Origin of the sequence: Janthinobacterium sp. FW305-128 (assembly GCF_020858135.1) — a bacterium.
Classification (GTDB): domain Bacteria; phylum Pseudomonadota; class Gammaproteobacteria; order Burkholderiales; family Burkholderiaceae_D; genus Janthinobacterium.
Genome location: NZ_JACYMK010000004.1, coordinates 46614 through 69887, shown reverse-complemented (window position 1 = coordinate 69887; position 23274 = coordinate 46614). Strand labels below are relative to the sequence as shown.

23 protein-coding genes are annotated in these 23274 nt (G+C 64.9%); 17 read left to right on the top strand and 6 right to left on the bottom strand.

The features are described from left to right. The 16 genes from IGS60_RS10150 (at position 1) to IGS60_RS10075 (ending at position 17164) form a co-directional block, all read left to right on the top strand. A complete protein-coding gene (locus IGS60_RS10150) occupies positions 1-1464 on the top strand; it encodes a peptidoglycan DD-metalloendopeptidase family protein (protein ID WP_230504499.1) in 1464 nt (487 codons plus the stop codon). A gap of 47 nt (positions 1465-1511) precedes the next feature. Next, complete coding sequence (locus IGS60_RS10145; RefSeq protein ID WP_230504138.1) at positions 1512-3005, top strand: S41 family peptidase; 1494 nt, start codon at positions 1512-1514, stop codon at positions 3003-3005. An 8-nt stretch (positions 3006-3013) separates the two neighbouring features. Beyond that, positions 3014-3775, top strand: a complete 762-nt coding sequence (locus IGS60_RS10140; RefSeq protein WP_070289477.1) for a molybdopterin-synthase adenylyltransferase MoeB — start codon at positions 3014-3016, stop codon at positions 3773-3775. Positions 3776-3868: 93 nt separating this feature from the next. Next, complete coding sequence (gspG, locus tag IGS60_RS10135; RefSeq protein WP_070220887.1) at positions 3869-4321, top strand: type II secretion system major pseudopilin GspG; 453 nt, start codon at positions 3869-3871, stop codon at positions 4319-4321. 12 nt (positions 4322-4333) lie between these two features. Next, entirely contained in the window at positions 4334-4828 is a 495-nt protein-coding gene (locus IGS60_RS10130; protein WP_046681998.1) for a GspH/FimT family pseudopilin, read from the top strand. Continuing rightward, a complete protein-coding gene (gene gspI / locus IGS60_RS10125; protein WP_070220883.1) occupies positions 4828-5205 on the top strand; it encodes a type II secretion system minor pseudopilin GspI in 378 nt (125 codons plus the stop codon). The genes IGS60_RS10130 and gspI overlap by 1 nt, the downstream gene beginning before the upstream one ends. After that, positions 5205-5828 carry a type II secretion system protein J gene (locus tag IGS60_RS10120; protein ID WP_230504136.1) on the top strand — a complete coding sequence of 208 codons (624 nt, stop codon included), beginning with the start codon at positions 5205-5207 and terminating at the stop codon, positions 5826-5828. The genes gspI and IGS60_RS10120 overlap by 1 nt, the downstream gene beginning before the upstream one ends. Further along, positions 5825-6799, top strand: coding sequence for a type II secretion system minor pseudopilin GspK (gspK, locus tag IGS60_RS10115; protein ID WP_230504134.1), 975 nt, complete (start codon positions 5825-5827; stop codon positions 6797-6799). The genes IGS60_RS10120 and gspK overlap by 4 nt, the downstream gene beginning before the upstream one ends. Before the next feature lie 19 nt (positions 6800-6818). Then, positions 6819-8048 (top strand): type II secretion system protein GspL, encoded by a 1230-nt coding sequence (gspL, locus tag IGS60_RS10110; RefSeq protein ID WP_230504132.1) that lies wholly within the window; start codon positions 6819-6821, stop codon positions 8046-8048. After that, positions 8045-8593, top strand: a complete 549-nt coding sequence (gene gspM, locus IGS60_RS10105) for a type II secretion system protein GspM (RefSeq protein WP_230504131.1) — start codon at positions 8045-8047, stop codon at positions 8591-8593. Before gspL ends, gspM begins: the two co-directional genes overlap by 4 nt. Beyond that, entirely contained in the window at positions 8590-9366 is a 777-nt protein-coding gene (locus IGS60_RS10100; protein WP_034753051.1) for a type II secretion system protein N, read from the top strand. The genes gspM and IGS60_RS10100 overlap by 4 nt, the downstream gene beginning before the upstream one ends. Beyond that, positions 9363-11594 carry a type II secretion system secretin GspD gene (gene gspD, locus IGS60_RS10095; RefSeq protein ID WP_070289483.1) on the top strand — a complete coding sequence of 744 codons (2232 nt, stop codon included), beginning with the start codon at positions 9363-9365 and terminating at the stop codon, positions 11592-11594. The genes IGS60_RS10100 and gspD overlap by 4 nt, the downstream gene beginning before the upstream one ends. 10 nt (positions 11595-11604) lie before the next feature. Then, a complete protein-coding gene (gene gspE / locus IGS60_RS10090) occupies positions 11605-13026 on the top strand; it encodes a type II secretion system ATPase GspE (protein ID WP_099408039.1) in 1422 nt (473 codons plus the stop codon). Positions 13027-13036: 10 nt separating this feature from the next. After that, complete coding sequence (gene gspF, locus IGS60_RS10085; protein WP_070289485.1) at positions 13037-14257, top strand: type II secretion system inner membrane protein GspF; 1221 nt, start codon at positions 13037-13039, stop codon at positions 14255-14257. A gap of 16 nt (positions 14258-14273) precedes the next feature. Next, positions 14274-14840, top strand: coding sequence for a type II secretion system protein N (locus tag IGS60_RS10080; protein ID WP_099408037.1), 567 nt, complete (start codon positions 14274-14276; stop codon positions 14838-14840). Positions 14841-14908: 68 nt separating this feature from the next. Then, complete coding sequence (locus tag IGS60_RS10075) at positions 14909-17164, top strand: patatin-like phospholipase family protein (protein ID WP_230504129.1); 2256 nt, start codon at positions 14909-14911, stop codon at positions 17162-17164. Here IGS60_RS10075 and IGS60_RS10070 read toward each other — a convergent pair. Next, complete coding sequence (locus IGS60_RS10070; RefSeq protein ID WP_070220862.1) at positions 17137-17922, bottom strand: helix-turn-helix transcriptional regulator; 786 nt, start codon at positions 17920-17922, stop codon at positions 17137-17139. The genes IGS60_RS10075 and IGS60_RS10070 overlap by 28 nt on opposite strands. Before the next feature lie 168 nt (positions 17923-18090). Between IGS60_RS10070 and IGS60_RS10065 the strand changes: the two genes are divergently transcribed. Then, positions 18091-18705: an outer membrane protein gene (locus IGS60_RS10065; RefSeq protein ID WP_070220860.1), complete on the top strand. Its 615-nt coding sequence runs from the start codon at positions 18091-18093 to the stop codon at positions 18703-18705. A 63-nt stretch (positions 18706-18768) separates the two neighbouring features. Here the strand turns inward: IGS60_RS10065 and IGS60_RS10060 are convergent, their stop codons facing one another. The 5 genes from IGS60_RS10060 to IGS60_RS10040 all read right to left on the bottom strand — a co-directional run bounded on the left by IGS60_RS10060 (position 18769) and on the right by IGS60_RS10040 (position 23166). Beyond that, on the bottom strand, positions 18769-18963 hold the full coding sequence (locus IGS60_RS10060) for a hypothetical protein (protein ID WP_230504127.1): 195 nt from the start codon (positions 18961-18963) through the stop codon (positions 18769-18771). Between the two features lie 14 nt (positions 18964-18977). Continuing rightward, positions 18978-20330: an ATP-dependent protease ATPase subunit HslU gene (hslU, locus tag IGS60_RS10055; protein WP_070220905.1), complete on the bottom strand. Its 1353-nt coding sequence runs from the start codon at positions 20328-20330 to the stop codon at positions 18978-18980. 37 nt (positions 20331-20367) lie between these two features. Then, positions 20368-20904 (bottom strand): ATP-dependent protease subunit HslV, encoded by a 537-nt coding sequence (gene hslV / locus IGS60_RS10050; protein ID WP_010394217.1) that lies wholly within the window; start codon positions 20902-20904, stop codon positions 20368-20370. Positions 20905-21125: 221 nt separating this feature from the next. Continuing rightward, positions 21126-21578, bottom strand: a complete 453-nt coding sequence (gene dksA, locus IGS60_RS10045) for an RNA polymerase-binding protein DksA (protein ID WP_034753066.1) — start codon at positions 21576-21578, stop codon at positions 21126-21128. A gap of 481 nt (positions 21579-22059) precedes the next feature. Further along, positions 22060-23166, bottom strand: a complete 1107-nt coding sequence (locus tag IGS60_RS10040; RefSeq protein WP_070220856.1) for a GTP-binding protein — start codon at positions 23164-23166, stop codon at positions 22060-22062. Between the last annotated feature and the right edge of the window lie 108 nt (positions 23167-23274).

Below are 23274 nucleotides of genomic sequence, written 5' to 3'. Positions count from 1 at the left end.
ATGCTGTGCGCAGCGCTGCTCTTGTCGAGCGGTGCCGCGCAGGGTGCCAAGCCCACCGAACGCAGCAAGCAGAAAGCGGCCGCGGAAGCACAACGTGCTGGATTGCAACAAAAGCTGACGGCGCTCAAGCGCGACATCAGCCGCACGGAAAGCGCCAAGGATGATGCGGCCGATACCCTGGCCGAGTCGGAAGAGGCCATTTCCAACGCCAACCGCGCCTTGCGCGACCTGGCGCAGGAACAAAGCGAGACGGGCGTGAAGCTGACGGCGCTGGGGCAGGAGCACCAGCAGCTGACGGCCACCGTCGAGAAACAAAAGACGCAGCTGTCAAAGTTGCTGCGTGAACAATATGTCGCCGGCAACGAAGACCGCATCAAGCTGCTCTTGTCGGGCGATAACCCGAACCGCATCAACCGCGACCTGCAACTGATGGCGTATGTGTCGCAGGCGCAGGCGCGCCTGCTGGAAGCCTTGCGCGCCAACTTGCTGGCCGTGGAGAAAAACCAGGCGGACGTGCAGAACGCCAAGGATGAGCTGGAAGAAATCGCGCAGGAAGAGCGCGACCAGAAGGCCTTGCTGGTGCAGGAGAAGGCGCGCCGCGCCGCCTTGCTGACGAGCCTGTCGCAGCGCCTGGTGGCGCAGCGCAAGGAAGTGGGTAATGTCGAGCGCGACGAACAGCGCATGGGCAACCTGGTCGACAAGCTGGCGAAACTGATCGAAGAGCAGGCCGCAGCCGCCGCGGCCGAAAAGAAACGCCAGCAATTGCTGGCCGAGCAGCGCGCCGCCGCCAAGGCCGCCGCTGATGCCAGGATTGCCGCGGAAAAACGCGAACGCCTGCTGGCCGCGCGCGCCAAGGCTGCCCAGGCGCAGGCTGAACGCGAACGCATTGCGAAAGAGCAACAAAACAAATCGGGCAAGATCAAGCCGCAGACGCCGCCACCGCCGCCCGTGAAGCTCGAACCGATCGACGACGACGAGCCGCCGCAAGTGGCCAAGGTGGCGCCGAAACCCGAGCCGAAGCCGGAACCGGAGCCGGAACGCCCAAGCCTGGGCCCGGCCGCGCCGGCCGGTGCCTTTGCCAGCATGAAAGGGCAGCTGCGCGCGCCCGTGGCGGGCAAGATCGCCGCCCGCTTCGGCAGCAAGCGCGGTGACGGCCCCAGCTGGAAGGGCGTGTTCATCCGCACGGGCGAAGGCAGCGAAATCCACGCCATCGCCGGGGGCCGCGTCGTGTTTTCCGACTGGCTGCGCGGTTTCGGCAATTTGATCATCGTCGACCATGGCGGCCAGTACATGAGTATTTATGGCAATAACCAATCCTTGCTGAAACGCGTGGGCGATGCCGTCAAAGGCGGCGACGCCATTGCCAGCGCGGGCAACAGCGGCGGCAACGAGGAATCAGGGCTATACTTTGAATTGCGTCATCAGGGCCGCGCCTTCGACCCCGCCACCTGGGTGAAGTTTTAAGTTCCCACCATTGCTGCGGCAGCAAAATTGTAGATTGCGAAGAATACATGGGTATCAAAGTCAAAAGTATCGGCCTGATCGGTCTGGGCGTACTGGCCGGCATCGGCATGTCGCTGCAGTTCCCGGCCGTGGCGCAGAAAATCACGAATGCCCCGCTGCCGCTCGACGAGCTGCGCCAGCTGTCCGACGTCTTCGGCCTGATCAAGACCGATTACGTCGAGAAGGTGGAAGACAAGAAACTCTTGACGGAAGCCATTTCCGGTATGGTGTCCTCGCTGGACCCGCATTCCGTCTATCTCGATAAGAATGCCTTCAAGGAAATGCGCGAAAGCGTGCAGGGCAAGTTTGTCGGCATCGGCATCGAAGTGAGCATGGAAGACGGCTATGTGAAAGTCGTCTCGCCCATCGAAGACAGCCCCGCCGCCAAGGCCGGCATCCTGGCGGGCGATTTCATCACCCGCCTCGACAATCTGCCGCTGAAGGGCATGCAGCTGGAAGAGGTCATCAAGAAGATGCGCGGCCAGCCGGGCAGCAAGCTGGTGCTGACAATGTCGCGCAAGGGCGAAAGCAAGCCGCTGGTCTTCCCCATCGTGCGCGAGGAAATCCGCGTGCAGAGCGTGAAGGCCAAGATGGTCGCGCCCGGCTATGCCTGGCTGCGCATCGCCCAGTTCCAGGAACCGACCGTCGATGACATGGTCAAAAAGATCAACGCGCTGTATGCGCAAGACCCCAAGCTCAAGGGCTTGGTGCTGGACTTGCGCAACGATCCCGGCGGCGTCGTGCCGGGTGCGATCGGCGTGGCGACGGCATTTCTTCCGGGGAATTCCGTGATCGTCTCGACCAAGGGGCAGTTGCCGGAATCGAAACAGGTGTTTTATGGTCGCCGCGAATTTTATGCGCCGCCGGGCGCCAAGGCCGACCCGCTGGCCAAGCTGCCGGCCGCGCTGAAAACCGTGCCTCTGGTGGTGCTGGTCAATGCCGGTTCCGCGTCCGCCTCGGAAATCGTCGCCGGCGCCTTGCAGGATTACCATCGCGCTACCGTCATCGGCACGCAGACGTTCGGCAAGGGTTCCGTGCAAACCTTGCGTCAGATCACGGCCGACACGGCCGTCAAGCTGACGACGGCCCGCTACTACACGCCGAAAGGCCGGGCCATCCAGGCGCGCGGCATCGTGCCCGACTTGCTGGTCGATGAAACGGCCGAAGGCGACGGCTGGAACAGCCTGCGCGTGCGCGAGGCGGACCTGGAAAAACACCTGAGCAGCGACGATGGCAAGCCGGAAGCGGCCAAGCCGACCATGGAAGGCATGCAGGATCAATTGGAAGAAGAGCAGCGCCTGATCGCCACGGCGAAAAAGCGCAAGCCGCTCGAATACGGCGCCAAGGATGATTTCCAGCTGCAACAAGCCCTGAACCACTTCCAGGGCTTGCCGGTGCAGCTGGCCAAGGTGGACCCGAAGGTGGAGAAGATCGGCGCCAAGCCGGAAATCGCTTCCGACATCAAGGCGGACGACAAGAAGATTCCCGTGCGCAAACCGTAGTCGCCGCCATGAACGACGCCCAACTGCTGCGCTATTCGCGCCACATCCTGTTAGACGAGATCGGCATCGAAGGCCAGCAAGCCTTGCTCGACGCGCATGTGCTGGTGATCGGCGCGGGCGGGCTCGGCTCGCCGGCGGCCATGTACCTGGCCGCCAGCGGCGTCGGCAAGCTGACCCTGGTCGATGACGATACGGTCGACCTGACCAATCTGCAGCGCCAGATCGCCCACACGACGGCCCGCGTGGGCCAGCCGAAAGTGCTGTCGGCGCGCGAAACCTTGACCGGCATCAATCCCGAGATAGCCATCATCGCCTTGCAGGAGCGTCTGGACGGCGCACGCCTGGCCGAACTGGTCTGCTCCAGCACGGTGGTGCTCGACTGTACCGACAACTTCGCCACGCGCCACGCCGTCAACCGCGCCTGCGTGGCGCACAAGGTGCCGCTGGTGTCGGGCGCCGTGATCCGTTTCGACGGGCAAGTGAGCGTGTTCGACCCGCGCACGGGCACGCAACCCTGTTATTCCTGCCTGTTTCCGCAGGAGCAGCAGTTCACGGACGAGGCGTGCTCGACCATGGGCGTGTTCGCGCCGCTGGTGGGCGTGGTGGGCGCCATGCAGGCGGCCGAGGCCTTGAAACTCATCATGGGCGTGGGCGAATCGCTGGCCGGACGCCTGCTGCTGCTCGACGGCTTGCACATGGAATGGAGCAGCATGCGCGTCGCGCGCGACCCCGGCTGCGCCGTTTGCGGCGAAGTGGTCTTGCCCGCCTGACGGCCGCCGCACAAATTTTTCCCCATATGACAGGCTTTGTCATATTTCCGCTTTATACTCTGCTCTCATTACTCACCTTCTTCTCTCTTTCATATGCAAAACGCAGCAAACCATCCGATACGCCAGCGCCGCGCGCGCGGCTTCACTTTGATCGAAATCATGGTCGTGGTGGTGATCATGGGCATCCTCGCCTCGCTGGTGGTGCCCAAGCTGATCGCCCGCACGGGCGAGTCGAAAGTGGCGGCGGCGAAAGTCGACATCGCCACCGTGATGCAAGCCTTGAAACTGTATCGCCTGGATAACCAGCGCTACCCGACCACCGAGCAGGGCTTGCAGGCGCTGATCGAAAAACCGACCACGGGACCGGCCGCGAATGGCTGGAAAGCGGGCGGCTATCTGGAAAAGATGCCGAAAGATCCATGGGGCAATCCTTACCAGTACCTGTCGCCGGGCGTGAAGGGCGAAGTTGACCTGATCTCGCTGGGCGCCGACGGCCAGCCTGGCGGTAGCGGGGACGATGCCGATATCGGTTCCTGGGAACTGTAAGTTTTCCATTGCATGCCTGCCATGACCACCGGTCGCGCACTGCCCCGGCCACGCGCCAGCGGCTTCACGCTGATCGAGCTGCTGGTGGTGATGGTCATCATCGGCGTCACCCTGGGCCTGGTGTCGCTGAATGCGATGCCGAACGGCCAGCAGGCGCTGCAAAAGGAAGCCGAGCGCATCGCCCTGCTGCTGCAGCTGGCGCGCGATGAAGCCATCGTGCGCAGCCGGCAAGTGGCGTTCGAGGCGGACGAAAATCAATACCGTTTCCTGGTCCTCAATGAAAAGCTGTGGCAACCCGTGACGCAGGACGATTTGCTGCGCGAGCGCGCGTTTGCGAATACCCCCATGCTGCTCAGCGTGCAGCCGTCGAATAGCGTGGCCCAGCCGCTGCGCATCATCTTCGGCCGCGAACCGGTCGACAAGCCTTTCGTGCTGACCCTGGCCAGCGGCGAGCGCAGCGTGGCCATCCGCGCCGATGGTATCGGCCACTTCACGGTCGAGCAATGATGCGGCGCGCGTTTCGCCGCCAGCGCGGCTTCACCTTGCTGGAAGTACTGGTCGCCCTCGTCATCGTCGGCACGGCCCTGGGCGCCTCCTTGCGCGCCGTCGGCAGCCTGACGCAGAACAGCGACGGCTTGCGCAGCGCCATGATGGCCACCTGGTCGGCGGAAAACCACCTGGTGCGCTTGCGCCTGGCGAAGACGTTCCCGCAGACGGGCAAGCGCACGGTCGACTGCCCGCAGGGCGACTTAAAACTCATCTGCGAGGAAGAAGTGGTGGCCACGCCGAATCCCCGCATCCGCCAGGTGCGCGTCAACGTATATGACGTGCAATACCCGGCCCGGCGCATCGTGCGCCTGGTCTTGCTTTCCTTTAACGACTGATGGCGCGCCGCCCTGTTCCTGCTGACGGTTTCACGCTGATCGAGCTGCTCGTGGCGATCGGCATCCTGGCCATGGTCGCCGTGCTGGGCTGGCGCGGCCTGGACAGCATCATGCGCTCGCGCGAAGTGCTGACCAGCCAGCTTGAGCAGGCGCGCGGCATGCAGCTGGCGTTTGCCCAGATGCAGAGCGATTGCGACCACCTGGCCGGCGCCGGCCAGAACAACAATCTGCTGAATGGCCGCACCAACCTGACAGCCGAGACCGACCGCCTGACCCTGGTGCGCCTGGCCGCGTCGGAACAGGAGCCGCAGCAGTTGCAAGTGGTCACTTACCGCCTGCGCGGCGGCGTGCTGACGCGGCGCGAGTCGAACGGCACGCGCGACCTGGCCGTGCTCGACACCCTGTGGCAGGCGGCGCGCGACGATACCGATACCTCCAGCACCGACGTGACCCTGATGCGCGGCGTCGACAGCATGGTCATGCGGGGCTGGAACAATGGCGCCTGGAACGTGCTGACGGCGGGCGCCACCATCTCCACGCAAGTGCCGGGCCTGGAAGTGACCTTGCAGATGCCGGGCCAGGACGCGGGCCTGTCCAAAGTCTTTTTATTGGGGCCGGGATGACGCCGTTCATTCTCCCGGTGCGCCAGCGCGGCGTGGCCGTCATCACGGCCTTGCTGCTGACGGCGCTGGCCATCACCGTCGTCGCCAGCCTGTTCTGGCAGCAACAGGTGCAGGTGCGCTCGATGGAAAACCAGCGCCTGCGCCTGCAGACGCAGTGGGCCATGCGCGGCATGGTCGACTTCGCCCGCTTCTGGCTGCGCCAGGACAATCCCATGCTGACGGCGCTCGATGGCGTCTGGGCCACGCCCATCGAGGAAGCGCGGCTCGACGATTACGTGGACCGCGAAAAGGTCGACACGGAAAAATTCGATGCCACCGTCTCGGGCCGCGCGCTCGATGCGCAGGCGCGTTTCAATATCACCAACCTGGCCACCGCGACGGGCATCGTCAGCCAGCCCAACGTGCAGGCGTACCAGCGCTTGCTGGCTAACTTGCAGCTCGATAGTTCCCTGGCGCAGGCGACGGCAGATGCCGTGCTGCGCGCGCGGCCGAAACCACGCACCGCCGACAGCGGCGCCGACGGCAAGACGCCCGCCGCCAAGCCGGCCACGGGCGGCGGCAGCGAGCCGGTGGCGTTCACGCAGGTCGAGGATTTGCTGGCCGTGCCCGGCTATACGCCGCAGGCCATCGAGAAGCTGCGCGACTTCGTCATCGTCCTGCCGGAGCTCACGCCCGTGAACGTGAATACGGCGCCGGCCGAGGTGCTGGCGGCCGTGACGATGATGTCCTTGTCCGAGGCCAGTGCCCTGACCTTGAGCAATCCGCGTAAAAAGTTTGTCGATAAGTTAAATTTCCAGAATAATATTAATGCTGCACTGATTGAGGGCGTCGAGCTTGACGTGAAGAGCCGCTACTTCCTTACCGTCATCCGCGTGCGGCTGGACCGTGCCGCCCTCGATGCCGTGGCGCTCGTCAATCGAAAAACGGATCCGCAACGCACCACCAGCCTGGTCTGGCTGCGGGAAAATTAACAGCTGAAAGCGAGTCACTTTGACAATATTGTATATCCGTCACCCGGCCAAGGCGTCCACCGACAGCGCGCCCGCCTGCTCCTTCGTGCTGGCCGGCGACGGCGGCGCCTTGCTGCAGCAGGGCAGCGCGCCGCTGGGCAGCCTGGGCCAGCTGATCGCCGGCGCGAAGCAGGTGGTGCTGCTGCTGGCGGCGGCCGATGTGACCCTGCTGCGCCTGAAAGCCCCGCCGCTGGCCGGCGCCCGTTTGCGCGCGGCCTTGCCGGGACTGGTGGAAGAACACATCCTCGGCGACGCCCAGGATTGCCTGCTGGCCGCCGGCGCGCCCGACGCTGCCGGCATGCGCACGGTGGCCGTGGCGCAGCGCGCCTGGGCCGAGGTACTCGTGAAAGCCTTGCTGGCGCAGGGCGCGCGCAAGGTGGCGCTGCTGCCTTCGCAGCTGTGCCTGCCCTTGCAGCCGGGCAGCGTGACGGCATCCTTGCACGCGGCCGGCGACGGCCTGGAACTGGCCTTGCGCCAGGCGCCGCAAGAGGGCCTGGGCCTGGTCTTGTCGGCCCAGCCGCAGCAGGCGCTGCTGACGACGCGCGCGTTTGCCGGCGACGTGCCCCTGACGGTCTATGTGGCGCAGGCCGAGTTGGCGCAGTATCAACAGCTGGCCGCCGGCATGGATGGCGTGACGGTGGAATCCGACCACTGGGCGCACTGGATCGCCGGCGCCAGGGGCGCGGGACTGGACCTGGCGCCTGCGCTGGGCACGGCGACGGGATCGGCCACCGAGTGGCGCCGCTGGCGCTGGCCCATCCGTCTGGCGCTGCTGGCCGTGGTCGTCAACCTGGCCGGCATGAATATCGAATGGATGCGTTTGAAGCGCGAGGCCGCCACCGTGCGCACCTCGATGCAGCAAACCTTCAAGGCTGCGTATCCGAACGAAGCGCCCGTGTATGGGCTGGAAGCGGAGCAGATGCGACGCAATATCGCCGCCGCCCGCCTGCAAAGCGGGCAGGCAAGCATGGATGACTTCACCAGCATGAGCGCGGCCCTGGGCGAGGCGCTGGGCGGCTTGGCCGGGCGCGGCGTGGTGGCCTCGCTGGAATACCGCGAGCGCAGCCTGATCGTCAAGCTGAAGCCGGACATGGTCGACGCCAGCGCCCAGGCGCAGGTGCGCGACGGCCTGGCCGCGCGCAAGCTGGCCTTGAATGAAACGGCGCCTGGCGTGTGGAAAATCACGCCGGCCACGGGAGCAAAAGCATGAGTGCAGCAGTGAACAAGGCGCGCGCCGCGTGGATGGTCAAGCAGCAGGCCGTGCAGGCCTTCTGGGCCGAGCGCACGCAGCAGGAGCGCAAGCTCTTGAGCATCGGCGGCGTGGTGGCGGGGCTGGCCCTCGTCTATGCCGTGTTTTTCGAGCCGGCCTGGACGGGCCGCATCGCCTTGCAAAAGAGCTTGCCCGAGCTGCGCCAGAACGCGGCCCAGCTGCAGGCGCTGGCGCGTGAAGCGGGCGAGCTGGCGCGCCAGGCGCCCGTGCAGGTGGCACCCATGAGCCGCGAAAGCCTCGACGCCTCGCTCAAGGCGCGCGGTCTGGCGCCGCAATCGCTGTCGCTGACGGGAGAGTATGCGCGCGTGCAGTTGAACGGCGTGCCGTTCGCCAGCGTCATGCTGTGGCTGGACGGCTTGCGCCGCGAAGGCCGCATCGCCGTGCAGGAAGCGAAGATCACGGCGCAGACGGTGCAGGACAAGGCGGTGGCGGGCCTGGTCGACGCCAGCCTGACCCTGCACCAGAGCCCGGGCGCGGCACGATGATGCGCCTGCTTGGCTGGCTGCTGGCCATCATCGTCAGCGTCTGCGTCACCCTGCTGGTGTTTTTCCCGGCCAGCTGGGTCGCTGGCATCGTGGAAAAGCAGACGGGCGGACGTTTGACCTTGGGCGACGCGCAAGGTACCCTGTGGCGCGGCTCGGCCTTTATCGGCGGGGCGGCCAGTGCGAACGGCGCCGTGACGCCCCTGCTGCCGGGGCGTTTCAGCTGGCGCATTTCTCCCTCGGTGCTGTGGGGATCGGCGGACGTGGAACTGCAGAATCCGCAGGCGCTGTCGCAGCCGGTGAACCTGCGCGGCTCGTGGTCGCACTGGCAAGTCAGCCCGGCGGCCCTGCTGCTGCCGGCCGACGGCCTCGGCGGTCTCGGAGCACCGTTAAATACCGTGGCGCCGACGGGCAGCATGCGCCTGTCGTGGAGCACCTTGCAGCTGGCCCTTGAGCAGCGGCAGTTTTCCGCCGTCGGCCGCACCACCCTGCAGATGACGGACATGGCGTCGCGCCTGTCGTCCTTGCGTCCGCTGGGCAGCTACGAGCTCGATTTCGATTGGCAGGGGCAGCAGGCGACGTTGACCTTGCGCTCCATCAAGGGACCGCTGCTGCTTGACGGCAGCGGCAGCCTGCAACAGGGGCGCATGCAGTTTTCCGGCCAGGCCCAGGCCGCAGCAGGATATGAAGAGACCTTGGCGAGTTTGTTGAATTTGCTGGGACAGCGCCGTAGCAATAGCGAAAAAAACATCATCGCCTTAGAGTTCAGACAATGAAAAAACCATCCGTGAGCCCAATTACCTCCTCCTTCTCGCTGCGCCGCCTGTCGGCCGCCGCCTTGCTGTGCTGTTCCGTGGCCGGCATGCCGGCGCCCGTCTGGGCCGCGCCCGGCGATGAGGCGGCGCTCAATTTCGTCGGCGCCGACATCGAATCGGTGATCAAGGCGGTGGGCCATTACACCAACATCAATTTCGTCATCGACCCGCGCGTCAAGGGCACGATCACCCTGGTGTCGGAAAAATCGATCAGCAAGTCGCAGGCCTTCGGGCTGCTCGCTTCCGCGCTGCGCCTGCAGGGCTACGCGGTGGTCTCCGGCGACGGCTATGCGAAGGTGGTGCCCGAAGCGGACGCCAAGCTGCAATCGGTGCCGACCCAGGTGGGCAACGGCAGCAGCCAGGTGAAGGGCGACCAGATCGCTACCCAGGTGTTTTACCTGAACTACGAATCGTCGGCCAACCTGCTGGCCGTGCTGCGCCCCCTGATTTCGCCGAACAACACGATCAACGCCAACCCGGGCAACAACTCGCTGGTGATCACCGATTACGCCGATAACCTCAAGCGCCTGGCGAAGATCATCGCCGCGCTCGACGTGCCCGCCTCGACGGACCTGGACGTGATCCCCGTGCGCTATGCCATCGCATCCGACCTGGCCTCGATGGTGAACAAACTGATGGAAGGCGGGAATGCGGGCGCCGCCGCAGGAGCAGACGCGGGCAAGGTCTCCGTGCTGGCCGACCCGCGCACCAATTCGCTGGTGCTGCGCGCGCCGTCGGCGGCGCGCGCCAACCTGGCCAAGTCGCTGATCTCGAAGCTGGACCAGCCCACCACGCAGCTGGGCAACGTGCACGTGGTGTACCTGAAAAATGCGGACGCCACCAAGCTGGCGCAGACCCTGCGCTCGGTGGTGACGTCGGACGGCACGGCCGCCACGGCGCAGCAGGGCGTCGGCAACCAGAATACGAATAACCAGATCAGCCAGAACAACAGCGGCATGAACAGCACTGGCCTGGGCGGCAATACGCAAAGCGGCACCACGGGCGGCGCATCGCTGAGCAACGGGCCGCAGCAGCTGTCGTCGGGCGGGGCGGCCGGTTTCATCCAGGCCGATGCTTCCACCAACACCCTGATCCTGACCTGCAACGAAGCCGTCTACCGCAACCTGCGCGCCGTGATCGACCAGCTCGACGTGCGTCGCGCCCAGGTCTACATCGAGGCGCTGATCGTCGAAGTGACGTCGGCCAAGGCGTCCGAATTCGGCGTGCAGTGGCTGGGGCTTTCCGGCGACAGCACCAGCAACTACCGCGTGGGCGCGCTGCAGTCGTTCGCTTCGGGCACCACCAACAACATCGGCGCCATCGCCACGGGCGGCGGCAAGGTCTTGCCGACGGGCGGCCTGACCCTGGGCATCTTCAAGCAGATCAACGGCGCGCTGGGCCTGGGCGCCGTGGCGCATGCGCTGGAATCGGACGGCAACGCCAATATCCTGTCGACGCCGAACCTGATCACCCTGGACAACGAGCTGGCGACCATCAAGGTGGGCCAGAACGTGCCTATCCTGACGGGCCAGTACACGAGCACGGCCGGCACCAACACGAATCCGTTCCAGACCATCGACCGCAAGGAAGTGGGCCTGACCCTGAAGGTGCGTCCGCAGATTTCCGAAGGCGGCACGATCAAGCTGGGCATCTATCACGAGACGTCGAGCGTGGACAAATCCACGGCGTCGGCCGTCAGCGGCATCACCATCAACAACCGCGTGATCGAAAACAATGTGCTGGCCGACGATGGCCAGATCATCGTGCTCGGCGGCCTGATCGAGGACAGCACGGGCGACAATGCCGAGAAGGTGCGCGGCCTGGGCGACATTCCCGTGCTGGGCAACCTGTTCAAGTACCAGACGCGCGAGCGCAAGAAAACCAATCTGATGATCTTCCTGCGCCCCGTCATCGTGCGCAACAAGGAGCAGAGCGGCAGCCTGGCGGCCGACCGCTACGATTACATGCGCTCGGCCGAGACGGCCGCCGTGCCGGCCACGGGCAACCTGATGCTGAAAGACCTCGGTACGCCCGTGCTGCCGGCCCTGCAGGATGGCCAGCCCGTGGGCGGCAACATGGTGACGCGCCCCGTGCCGCCGGCACCGACGCCGCCGCCAGGCGCGCCGGCCAATGCCGCTACGCCGCCGCAGCCGCTGCTGCAGCAGTATCAGCAACAGCCGCAGAAGTGATGGGGCAGTCATGAGCAATCTGCTTCCCTACGCCTACGCGCGCGATTTCGGCTTGCTGGCGCGGCCCGGCGCGCAGGACGGCGCCCCCGTCGAGGTACTGGTGGCCGCATCGACGGCGCCGGCAGCGATTGCCGAAGTGTCGCGCCGTTTCGGCCAGATTCAATTGACGGTGCTGCCGCGCGGCGAGCTCGATGCGGCCATTGCCGGCGCCTACGCGGGCGGCGGCGGCGACGCCTCGCAGATGGCCGATGAATTCGATGCCGACCTCGATCTCACCAAGCTGCTGCAGGACGTGCCGGCCATCGAGGATTTGCTCGAATCGTCCGACGACGCGCCCGTCATCCGCATGATCAACGCGCTGCTGACGCAGGCGCTGCGCGAAGGCGCGTCCGATATCCACATCGAGCCGTTCGAGCAAACGTCCGTCGTGCGCTTCCGCATCGACGGCAGCCTGCGCGACGTAGTGCGTCCGCGCAAAGCCATCCACGGCTCGCTGATCTCGCGTATCAAGATCATGGCGCAGCTCGACATCGCGGAAAAACGCCTGCCGCAGGACGGCCGCATCACCCTGCGCGTGGGCGGCAAGCCCGTCGACGTGCGCGTCTCGACCCTGCCCACGGGGCATGGCGAACGGGCCGTATTGCGCTTGCTGGACAAGGAAGCGGGCCGCCTCGACCTGCAGCACCTGGGCATGAGCGCGCCCATGCTGGCGCAGTTCGATGGCCTGATCACGCAGCCGCACGGCATCGTGCTCGTCACCGGTCCCACCGGCTCGGGCAAGACGACGACCTTGTATGCGGCGCTGTCGATGCTCAACGCCACGACGACGAATATCCTGACGGTGGAAGACCCGATCGAGTACGACCTGGCCGGCGTGGGCCAGACGCAAGTCAATCCGCGCATCGACATGACCTTTGCCAAGGCGCTGCGGGCGATTTTGCGGCAAGATCCCGATGTGATCATGATCGGCGAGATCCGCGACCTGGAAACGGCGCAGATCGCCGTGCAGGCGTCGCTGACGGGCCACTTGGTGCTGGCGACCCTGCACACGAACGACGCGTCGGCGGCCGTCACGCGCTTGCTCGACATGGGCATCGAACCGTTCCTGCTGTCGTCGTCTCTCTTGGGCGTGCTGGCGCAGCGGCTGGTGCGCAAACTGTGCGGCGCGTGCAAGACCTTCGATGGCCAGTACTGGCAGGCGGTCGGCTGCGAACATTGCGGCCAGACCGGCTACCAGGGCCGCGTGGGCGTGTATGAATTGCTGCGCACGACGGAGCAGATCCGCGCGCAGATCCACAACCGCGCTTCGGAAGCGGAAGTGCGCGCCGTCGCCCTGCAGGACGGCATGACGAGCATGCGCGACGACGGCGAACGCTGGCTGCGCGACGGCACCACCACGCAGGCCGAATTGCTGCGCGTGACCAAAGACTAGGCCCGCCACCATGCCCGCATTCCGTTATGAAGCCGTCGACGCCCAGGGCGCCACCCGCAAGGGCGTGCTCAATGCCGACAGTCCCCGTTCCGCGCGCGCCGAGCTGCGCGTGCAAGGCCTGGTGCCGCTGGCCGTCGAACCGATCGCCGCGCAGGTCGATGCTGCCGGCGTCACCAGGCGGCGCGGCTTCGGCGAGCGCCTGTCCAGCACCGAGCTGGCCTTGTTTACGCGCCAGCTGGCCAGTTTGCTGGAAGCCGGCCTGCCGCTGGAGCAGGCGTTTTCCGCGCTGCTGGAACAGGCCGAGCGGCCGTATCTGCGCGACCTGATCGCCTCGATCCGCTCCGAAGTCATCGGCGGCGCCGCGTTTTCCGACGTGCTGGCCCGCCATCCGCGCGATTTCGCGGAAATTTACCGGGCGCTGGTGGCGTCGGGCGAGCAGATCGGCCATTTGTCGCGCGTGCTCTCGCGCCTGGCCGACTATATCGAACGGCGCAATGCACTGGTGCAGAAGGTCAAGCTGGCGTTCACGTATCCGGCCATCGTCACGGTGGTGGCGTTTTCCATCGTCATTTTCCTGCTCACCTACGTGGTGCCGCAGATCGTCTCCGTGTTCGCCAATACCAAGCAAAAGCTGCCCATGCTCACCGTGATCATGCTGGCGCTGTCGGACTTCGTGCGCAATTACGGCATCGTCGTGGCGATCGCCCTTGCCGGCGCCTGGTTCGCCTGGCGCCGCGCGCTGCAGCAGCCGGCATTGAAACGGCGCTGGCATACCTGGCTGCTGACGGCGCCTTTGTACGGCAAGTTCGAACGCAGCCTGAATACGGCGCGCTTTGCCAGCACCCTGGCCATCACCACGGGTTCCGGCGTGCCTATCCTGCGCGCGCTCGACACCAGCCGCGACACCTTGACCAACGTGGCGATGCAGGAACTGGTGAGCGATGCCAGCGGCGCCGTGCGCGAAGGCGTGAGCCTGGCGCGCGCGCTGTCGGCGCAAAAGCATTTTCCGCCCATGCTGATCCACATGATACGCGCGGGCGAAATCACGGGCGAGCTGCCGGCCATGCTGGAACGCGCGGCCAGCGCGCAGGAGCAGGACCTGGAGCGCCGCACGCTCACCATTGCGGGCCTGCTGGAGCCGGCCCTGATCCTGGCCATGGGCGTGGTGGTGCTGCTGATCGTGCTGGCCGTGCTGATGCCGATTATCGAAATCAATCAGCTCGTCAGATAAGAAAACCAAGGAAGCCATGAAGCGTTTGCCTCAATTTACAAGTTTGCTCGCCGTCGTGGCGCTGTCCGTGTCGCTGGCCTACTGGGCCATGCAGCTGTTCAAGGCGCCGCAGCGCCCCATCAATCCACCGGCCGTACCGGTGGTGCAGGATGCCAGCGTGGAGGCGGGCGCCTCGCTGTTCGGCGGCCAGGTCAGCGTGGCCACGGCCAGCAATTACCAGCTCAAGGGCGTGGTCGCCGCCGGCAATGGCCGCGGCAGCGTGGCCATCATCTCGACCGATGGCAAGCCGTCCGTGGCCTTGCCGGAAGGCGCCGAGGTGGTGCCCGGCGTGACGGTGCTGGAAGTGCATGCGCGCCACGTGCTGCTGCGCGATGGCGGCGTAAGCAAACGCATCGACCTGGTGGCCGACGACAAGGCGCTGGCCCTGCCGGGGCCAGTGTCCGCCACCCCCGCGCCGGCACCAGCCCCCGCGCCGGCAACGAACCTGGTGCCGCCGCCGCTGCCGATGGAACAGCAGCGTCCGGCGACCGTGATGCCGGCGCCGCCGCAGGTGACGACCAGTACGCCGCCGCCGTCGAATTAACGCTAATTAACGCTGTTCTTATCGTATTTTGCCGATGGCGCCATGCCGCCGTCGCGACAGGAGTCTTCATGTTCTCGATCCGTGCCGTCCTGGCGGGCTGCGTGGCGGCGCTGTGCGTCTTGCCGCAAGCCGCCGCCGCCGACGTCCCCGCTGCCGCCGCTTCCTCCGCTCCCGCACTGGCCGTTTCTGCGCCGGCACCGGCGCGTCCGCGCATCGCCCTCGTGCTGTCGGGCGGCGGCGCGCGCGGTCTCGCGCATATCGGCGTATTGAAAGTGCTGCAGGAGCTGCACGTGCCGATCGACATGGTGGTGGGCACCAGCATGGGCGGCGTGGTGGGCGGCGCGTATGCGGCCGGCGCTTCCGTGGCGGACCTGGAAAAGATGGCGCGCGAGACGAATTGGGCGCGCGTGGTGGCCGACCGGCCGCCGCGCGACGAACTGGCGTTCCGCCGCCGGGAGGAAGATTTATTGCTGCCGTCGCGCATCGAGTTCGGCACCAGCCGCAACGGCATTTCCACGCCGCCGGCGGCGGCCAGTAATGCGGCCCTGGAAATGGCCTTGAACCGGCTGCTGCCGGCCGGCATGCGCGACCGTCCCGCCAGCCAGCTACCGCTGCCTTTCCGCTCGGTGGCGTCGGACCTGGTCAATGGCGAGCTGGTGGAGCTGGTCGATACGCCCCTGTTCCTGTCGATGCGCGCCTCGCTGGCCGTGCCGGGCGTGTTTGCTCCCGTGCGCGTGAACAACCGCCTGGTGGTCGACGGCGGCCTGGTGCGCAACCTGCCCGTCGACATGGCGCGCGCCATGGGCGCCGACATCATCATCGCCGTCAACGTGGGCACGCCGCTGGCGCCGGAAAAAGAGCTGGGCAGCGCCATCGGCGTGGCGCAGCAGATGCTGCAGATCCTCACGGAGCAGAACGTGCAGCGCTCGCTCAAGGAGCTGCAGCCGCAGGACATCCTGGTGGCGCCCGACCTGACGGGGGTCAGTTTCCTCGACTTCGAGAATTATGCGCGCGCCATGCGCGCCGGCGAACAGGCGGCGCAGGCACTGGCCGCCCGCCTGGCGCCGCTGGCGCTGTCGCCGGAACAGTATGCGGCGCGCGAGCAGCTGCGCCTGGCGGCGCCGGCCCTGCTGGACGTGGCCTTGCCGCTCACGCGCCTGGCCGTGGAAAGCGAAGGCGATATCAATCCGCGCATCCTGCAGGCGCAATCGGGCCTGGTGGAAGGGCAGGCCGTCAGCCAGGAAGATGTGCTCAAGGCGGCGGCCAGGTTGTATGGCCGCGGCGACGTGGCGCGCGTGGAGACGGAAGTGGTCGACGCAGGCGAGCAGCGCGCCGTCACCATCAAGGCGGTCGAAGCGCCGTGGGCCAGCAGCCGCTTGCGCGTGGGTCTGGAAATGGCCAGCGATTTCAGGGACAGCAATACCTTTGCCCTGAAGCTGCTGCATGTGCGCTCGAACTTGAACAGCTGGGGCGGCGAATTGCGCAGCATGGTGCAGATCGGCACGGCGCGCAATTTCGGGGTGCAGTACTGGCAGCCGCTCGGCGCCGGCAACCCGTGGTATATCGCGCCGTCGATCCAGTATACTTCCCAGGCGGTCGACCTGTTCGACAAGGGACGGCGCAATGCGCGCGTCGCCTACAGCGGCCAGGGCGCCAGCCTGGTGCTGGGGCGCCAGTTCGGTTTCTGGGGCGATCTGCAGTTCGGCGTCACGCGCAGCGAAGTCAAGGCGGACATCAGCATCCCCGCCGACCCGAGCTACCCCAAGGAGCGGGCGCTGGGCACCAACCAGTTCGTCCAGTTCCGCGTCGATACGCTCGATTCGCCCGGTTTCCCTACGCGCGGCGTGCTGTTCGACGCCACCTGGACGCGCTCCGCGACCACCGGTACGGGCGAGTCGGGCCTGGGGCGCTCCGCCATCACGGGCCTGAAGGCGTTTGGCAGCGGCAATTGGGCCGGCCATGTGTATGGCGAATGGGCGCGCGCGCAACGGGGCGAGGCGCCGCTCAGCCTGGGCGGCTTCCTGCGCCTGTCCGGCACGCAGTTCGAGTCGGTGACGGGGCGCAGCGTGGCCCTGGCGCGCTTCGTGATGGCGCGCCGCATCGGTTCCCTGCCCAGCACCCTGGGTGGCGCCGTGCGGGCCGGCTTTTCGCTGGAAATGGGCGGCGGCTTCGATCAGAGCGAGCGCTGGAAAGCCACCAAGTTCACGCAGGCCAGCAGCGCCTTCATCTCGGTCGATACGCGCTTCGGTCCCGTGTATGTGGCCTCGGGCGCATCGAAGGGCGGCGAGAGCACGCTTTACCTGTTCCTGGGACCGGTCTGGTAAGGCGCCGCCGGGGCGGCGGACGCCGAGCTGCGGCGCAGGGCCGTGAAGGCGGCAAATTCCCATGAGCGAAAGCCCAGCAGCAGGGTAAAGCCGTCGCGTTCCTGCGGCGGCAGGCGGCGGTCGTTCTGATGCAGGCGCGCCAGTTCCTCGGCCAGCTGGCGGATCTTCTGTACCAGCTCCTGTGCGCTCGACAGCGACAGGCGCGCCGGGATGCACATCAGGGTTTCACCGGCGCCGTCAAAATGCCCGCTGAAATAATCGGCCACCACATATTCGCGGAAGTACTGCTGCACCGGGCCGTCGGCCAGCCAGTGGAAGGCGTTCGAGACGCGCAGGCTGTAACGGTTCAGCGGCTTGAGTTCGATCAAGCCCAACCGGTCCAGTTCGGCCAGACAGCCGATGCATTCGGCCTGCGTCAGCGCATACGTTTCCACCACCTGCTCCAGGCTCCAGTGGCCGAGGCAGCAGATCGCCACCAGCAGCAGACGCGGATGCGCCACCAGCGACTTTTCCTGCACCAGGGTGAGCGTGTCGGCATGCGGCGTGATGTCGGCCGCGCCGCGCAGCACGTCTTCCATGGCGATGCCCGATGCCTTGCAGATCAGGGCCAGGCGCGACAGCGACATGTCGTGCTGGCCAAACATGCGCTTGACGCTCGACTCGCTCATGCCGATGCGTTCGGCCAATACCTTGTACGTGATGCCGGCGGCACGCAGTTGGGTGCGCAGCACGCGCAAAACCAGTTCAGGTGAACTCACGGAATATCCTTTTTGGTAAGTTTGGTAGCGGGTGGCGGTACCGAATGTAGCCCTTAATGGAACTTTGCACAAGGTGATAGTACTTTTCGGCAAAAGCGATGACACTCCCGCTTGTGGCTCGCGCAGCGCGCTACAACCAGGCAATCCATCCACTTGTAGAGGTTATCCATGTTCCCATCTTTCCGTTTCCCCGCAGCGCTGCTGGCGCTGGCCGCCATCGCTCCCTTGCACGCCGCCGCCGCCGAACCGGCGCCGGGTCCCTTCTATGCGGGCGCCAGCTACGGCTTTCGCGCCAGCACAGGCCTCGATTGCATCGCCGGACAAAGCGATTGCGACAAAAGCAGCAAGCGCAATGGCAAGGCCTACCTGGGTTACAGTTTCGACGCGTTGCCGTTTCAGGGCGGCGTGGCCTTGCCTTCGGTTGAGCTGGTGGGGTACATGGGCGGCGAGGTCAAGTCCGGCTTCGATACGGACGCCGGCAAGCGCGCTGGCCGCGGCAAGTTCACGGGCCTCGGCATCCAGGGCGTGCTCGGCTACCAGTTCGACGCCTTTACCCTGAGCGGGCGCGCCGGCGCGGCGTACACGCAGGGCAAGGTCGATTATCTGGGCGGCGGTTCGGACAAGAAGGACAAGATCGGCCTGACTTACGGCATCGGCGCGGCGTATGCGCTGAACCAGAACTGGTCGCTGCACCTCGACTGGGACCGCGTGCCGGTCAAATACAGCAGCAAGCAAACGACCAAGGTCGACATGTTTTCGCTGGGCGCGTCCTACCGTTTCTGACGGCAGGCGGTCGGCAATGATGGCCTGATGGCGGACGCCCCAACGGGGGTGTCCGCGGGCGGCCTATTTGTCCGTCTCGACTTTCAACAGCAATTTCGCCAGCAGGCGTTTTTCCTGCTGGCGCTGGCCGGACACGGTCTTTACGTGCGCCCCGGCGGTGCGCTGCAGGGCGGCCGTGGCGACGGGGTTGCGCGGTTTTTGCGAGGCTTCGACGCGGAACTGCATTTTCTGCCGCGTCGCCAAGGCCTTGTTTGCCATCGGTCCCTCCTTGATTACAGCACGTAGCGCGACAGGTCCTCGTTGACCGACAGCGCTTCCAGGCGTTCGTTGACGTAGGCGGCATCGATCACCAGCAGGTTTTCCGTACTGCTGCTGCCTTCGCTGGCCGTAAACGACACTTCTTCCAGCAGTTTTTCCATCACCGTGTGCAGCCGGCGCGCGCCGATGTTTTCCGTGCGCTCGTTGACCGAATAGGCGATTTCCGCCAGGCGCGTGATGCCTTCCGGCGCGAATTGCAGTTTCAGGTTTTCCGTCGCCAGCAAGGCTTCGTACTGCATCGTCAGGCAGGCGTCGGTGCTCGTCAAAATGCGCTCGAAGTCCGCAATCGACAGCGATTCCAGCTCCACGCGGATGGGGAAGCGCCCCTGCAGCTCGGGAATCAGGTCCGACGGCTTCGACAAATGGAAGGCGCCCGAGGCGATGAACAGGATGTGGTCCGTGCGGATCATGCCATATTTCGTGTTGACGGTCGTGCCCTCGACCAGCGGCAGCAGGTCGCGCTGCACGCCGGCGCGCGAGACGTCGGCGCCGCCCGATTCCGAACGCGAGGCGATCTTGTCGATTTCGTCCAAAAACACGATGCCGTTCTGCTCGACGTTCTGGATGGCCTTCTGTTTCAGCTCATCTTCGTTGAGCAGCTTGGCCGCCTCTTCCTCGACCAGCAATTTGAGCGCTTCCTTGATCTTGACCTTGCGCGCCTTCTTGCGCTGCCCGCCCACGCCCGAAAACATGGACTTGATCTGCTCCGTCATTTCCTCCATGCCCGGCGGCGCCATGATTTCCATCTGCGGACCCGCCTCGGCCAGCTCGATCTCGATTTCCTTGTCATCGAGCTCGCCCTGGCGCAAGCGCTTGCGGAAGGTCTGGCGCGTGCTGTCGCCGCTGCCCGTGTCCACGGCCGCTGCCGTATTCGGCGTGAAGCCGAAGTCGCGCGCCGGCGGCACGAGAATGTCGATCACGCGGTCTTCGGCCGCATCTTCGGCGCGCGCGCGCACTTTTTTCATTTCCAGCGCGCGCGTCTGCTTGATGCCGATGTCGATCAGGTCGCGGATGATGGTGTCGACGTCGCGGCCCACATAACCGACTTCCGTAAATTTGGTCGCTTCGATCTTGATGAAGGGCGCCTCGGCCAGCTTGGCCAGGCGGCGCGCGATTTCCGTCTTGCCGACGCCCGTGGGGCCGATCATGAGGATATTCTTGGGCGTGATTTCATGGCGCAGAGGCTCGGCCACCTGCTGGCGGCGCCAGCGGTTGCGCAGGGCGATGGCGACTGCGCGCTTGGCCTTGGCCTGGCCCACCACGTGCTTGTCGAGTTCGGTGACGATTTCCGACGGGGTCATGTTCATGATCATAGTTGGCTTTCTATTCTTTGCTCGCGGACGCTTAGTCGAGCGTCTCGATGATGTGCGACATATTCGTATAAATGCACAGCTCGGCGGCGATGGTCAGCGATTTCTTGACCACCTCGGCCGGCGACAAATCCGTGTTTTCCTGCAGCGCCTTGGCGGCGGACTGGGCGTAGGTGCCGCCCGAGCCGATGGCGCCGATGCCGTCTTCCGGTTCCAGCACGTCGCCATTGCCCGTGATGACCAGGGTCGACTCGCTGTCGGCCACCAGCAGCATCGCTTCCAGGCGGCGCAGCACGCGGTCGGTGCGCCAGTCCTTGGCCAGTTCGACGGAGGCGCGCAGCAAATTGCCCTGGTGTTTTTCCAGCTTGCCTTCAAATCGGTCGAGCAGGGTAAAAGCGTCGGCGGTGCCGCCGGCAAAGCCGACCAGGACCTTGCCCTGATACAACTTACGCACTTTGCGGGCCGTGCCCTTCATGACGATGTTGCCGAGCGTTACCTGGCCGTCGCCACCCAGGGCGACTTGCTTGCCGCGCCGGACGCAGAGGATGGTGGTGCCGTGAAATTGTTCCATAGTGACCTCAAAAGATTCGTGCCGATGCGTGCAAGGCCATGCGATTGCGCGCCCATGGTTCAAACGTGGGGATGGAAAAGGCAATTGCAAGCGGCATGTGCCGCTGTCGTGCTTGCTTCAGTGTAGTCGGCGCGGGACGAAAAAAAAGCACGCAACCGGAGTCGTGTGCTTTTTATCGCCAGCGCGGGACCGCCGGGGCGGCCGCGCAAGGGGAGGGGTGATCAGTCGCCGTACAGCTTTTGCTTCAGTTCGCGCCGTTGCTGGGCTTCCAGCGACAGGGTGGCGGTCGGACGGGCGATCAGGCGCGGGATGCCGATAGGCTCGCCCGTTTCTTCGCACCAGCCATAGTCGCCGGCATCGATGCTGGCGATCGATTGCTGTACTTTCTTCAGCAATTTGCGTTCGCGGTCGCGCGTGCGCAGTTCCAGCGCATGCTCTTCCTCGATGGTGGCGCGGTCGGCAGGGTCCGGTACGAGCACGGTTTCACGCAAGTGTTCCGTGGTTTCGCCGGCGTTTTTCAGCAGGTCTTTCTCGAGCTGCTGCAGGCGCGCCTTGAAGAATGCCAGTTGTGCCGGATTCATGTAGTCATCTTCGCTCATGGCGCGAATTTGGTCTTCGCTGATGAGAGGGATGTCTTGGTTGGCGGCCGGGGTCGATTTATTAGTTTTGGTCATAACTTCGCTTACCTTCGATACGACAGAGTTTTCAAATTGATCAGTTGATGCGGCGATACCGAGCAACTGTACAGGTTCCGCTTGGCATTGCTGTCCCGCTGTACTGCGTGCGACCTTGGCTTGCCGGCGAAAGCCAGGACTACCGGCCGGCCATGGTGCCATGTTGATAACTTTTTACCGCTCTATGCCAATCGCGCTCTGTGCGCGACAACGGGCGTGTTGGGTGGATCGCTTGCATGCCTGGCATGCGGCCAGCGGCAGTTTGCCAGCATTTCATGACAGGCTAACGACATGGGCCGTTTTCGTCGCTGATTTTGGCACGCTTTGCCTTATATTGCCATCCCGATTTGTTGACTAGCCGATCAGGGACGGCTACTTGTTGGTTTATGCCAGCAAGATCGGTGTCGGGCAGCGGGAAAGCGTGCTTAACTTTCCCTTTTGTTTCTGCTTTGCAAAGGATACTTTGCAAAACCCGGCTAGTTTATACCAAACATTGTTCGAGTCCGCGAATAAAAATGTCTTTTGGTAGATTTTTGCCAATAAAGACCATTTTGCTGCCACGCACTTCGTGTTCGCCCCATTTGGCGCCCAGGTCGCTGCCCATCAGCTGGTGCACGCCCTGGAAGACCACCTTGCGTTCGGCGCCCTGCATCAGCAGCACGCCCTTGTAGCGCAGCATGCGCGGGCCATACACTTGCACCAGGCCGCCGAGGAACTCGTCGAGCTTGGCGCTGTCGAACGGTTGCGTGCTCTTGAAAACAAAGGCGGCGATGTCGTCGCTGTGCTGCGCATGGTGGTGGTCGGCATGACCGCAATCGGTGGCGCAGGCGTCGCTGTGCTCATGCGCGTGCTCATGGCCGTGCGCATTGCCGTGTTCATGTGCGTGCTCGTGGTCGTGCGCATGGTCGTGATCGTGGACGTGCGCCGTCTCTGTCTCCAGGAAATCCGGGTCCAGTTCCAGCTTTTCATTCAGGTTGAAACCGCGAATGTCGAGTACTTCGGCCAGCGGCGCGCGGCCGAAATCGACCCTGGCGATGGGCGCGCGGGGATTGATGCGTTTCAAACGGCGCGTCAGGGCGGCCACGTCGTCTTCACTGACGAGGTCGGTTTTCGACAGCAGCAGCTTGTCGGCAAAGCCCACTTGCCGCTGGGCTTCCTCGTATTCATCGAGTTGCTTCATCGCATGACGCGCATCGACCACCGTGATGATGGCGTCGAGCATGTAGTGGCTGCCCACTTCTTCGTCGACAAAGAAGGTCTGCGCCACGGGGCCGGGATTGGCCAGGCCCGTCGTTTCGATGACGACGCGGTCGAACGCCAGCAGGCCGGCGTCGCGCTTGCGCGCCAGTTCCGTCAAGCCCACGATCAGGTCGCCGCGCACGGTGCAGCAGATGCAGCCGTTGTTCATCTCGATGATGTGTTCGTTGCTATCCTGCACCAGGATGTCATTGTCGATGTTTTCCTGGCCAAACTCGTTTTCGATCACGGCGATGCGCATGCCATGGTCTTCCTGCAGTATGCGGTTGAGCAAGGTGGTTTTGCCTGCGCCCAGGAAGCCGGTGAGGATGGTGGTTGGAATCAATGCCATGAAGGATGCCTATGCTGTAATCGGTGGTGCCGCCGCGCAAGCGGAAGAATGCGGACGATTATGCCGGAATTTTGCAAAAGCTTGCAAATACGCGCCGATCCGCTTGAT

Excerpts from the sequence above, each read along its gene's own strand:
- gspE (WP_099408039.1), top strand. The coding sequence starts at position 11,605 with ATGAGCAATCTGCTTCCCTACGCCTACGCGCGCGATTTCGGCTTGCTG.
- dksA (WP_034753066.1), bottom strand. The coding sequence starts at position 21,578 with ATGACCAAAACTAATAAATCGACCCCGGCCGCCAACCAAGACATCCCT.
- gspG (WP_070220887.1), top strand. The coding sequence starts at position 3,869 with ATGCAAAACGCAGCAAACCATCCGATACGCCAGCGCCGCGCGCGCGGC.
- IGS60_RS10140 (WP_070289477.1), top strand. The coding sequence starts at position 3,014 with ATGAACGACGCCCAACTGCTGCGCTATTCGCGCCACATCCTGTTAGAC.
- IGS60_RS10130 (WP_046681998.1), top strand. The coding sequence starts at position 4,334 with ATGCCTGCCATGACCACCGGTCGCGCACTGCCCCGGCCACGCGCCAGC.
- hslU (WP_070220905.1), bottom strand. The coding sequence starts at position 20,330 with ATGAACATGACCCCGTCGGAAATCGTCACCGAACTCGACAAGCACGTG.
- IGS60_RS10120 (WP_230504136.1), top strand. The coding sequence starts at position 5,205 with ATGGCGCGCCGCCCTGTTCCTGCTGACGGTTTCACGCTGATCGAGCTG.
- IGS60_RS10080 (WP_099408037.1), top strand. The coding sequence starts at position 14,274 with ATGAAGCGTTTGCCTCAATTTACAAGTTTGCTCGCCGTCGTGGCGCTG.
- hslV (WP_010394217.1), bottom strand. The coding sequence starts at position 20,904 with ATGGAACAATTTCACGGCACCACCATCCTCTGCGTCCGGCGCGGCAAG.
- IGS60_RS10145 (WP_230504138.1), top strand. The coding sequence starts at position 1,512 with ATGGGTATCAAAGTCAAAAGTATCGGCCTGATCGGTCTGGGCGTACTG.
- IGS60_RS10150 (WP_230504499.1), top strand. The coding sequence starts at position 1 with ATGCTGTGCGCAGCGCTGCTCTTGTCGAGCGGTGCCGCGCAGGGTGCC.
- IGS60_RS10100 (WP_034753051.1), top strand. The coding sequence starts at position 8,590 with ATGATGCGCCTGCTTGGCTGGCTGCTGGCCATCATCGTCAGCGTCTGC.
- IGS60_RS10060 (WP_230504127.1), bottom strand. The coding sequence starts at position 18,963 with ATGGCAAACAAGGCCTTGGCGACGCGGCAGAAAATGCAGTTCCGCGTC.
- IGS60_RS10040 (WP_070220856.1), bottom strand. The coding sequence starts at position 23,166 with ATGGCATTGATTCCAACCACCATCCTCACCGGCTTCCTGGGCGCAGGC.
- IGS60_RS10065 (WP_070220860.1), top strand. The coding sequence starts at position 18,091 with ATGTTCCCATCTTTCCGTTTCCCCGCAGCGCTGCTGGCGCTGGCCGCC.
- IGS60_RS10075 (WP_230504129.1), top strand. The coding sequence starts at position 14,909 with ATGTTCTCGATCCGTGCCGTCCTGGCGGGCTGCGTGGCGGCGCTGTGC.
- gspD (WP_070289483.1), top strand. The coding sequence starts at position 9,363 with ATGAAAAAACCATCCGTGAGCCCAATTACCTCCTCCTTCTCGCTGCGC.
- gspK (WP_230504134.1), top strand. The coding sequence starts at position 5,825 with ATGACGCCGTTCATTCTCCCGGTGCGCCAGCGCGGCGTGGCCGTCATC.
- gspM (WP_230504131.1), top strand. The coding sequence starts at position 8,045 with ATGAGTGCAGCAGTGAACAAGGCGCGCGCCGCGTGGATGGTCAAGCAG.
- gspF (WP_070289485.1), top strand. The coding sequence starts at position 13,037 with ATGCCCGCATTCCGTTATGAAGCCGTCGACGCCCAGGGCGCCACCCGC.
- gspI (WP_070220883.1), top strand. The coding sequence starts at position 4,828 with ATGCGGCGCGCGTTTCGCCGCCAGCGCGGCTTCACCTTGCTGGAAGTA.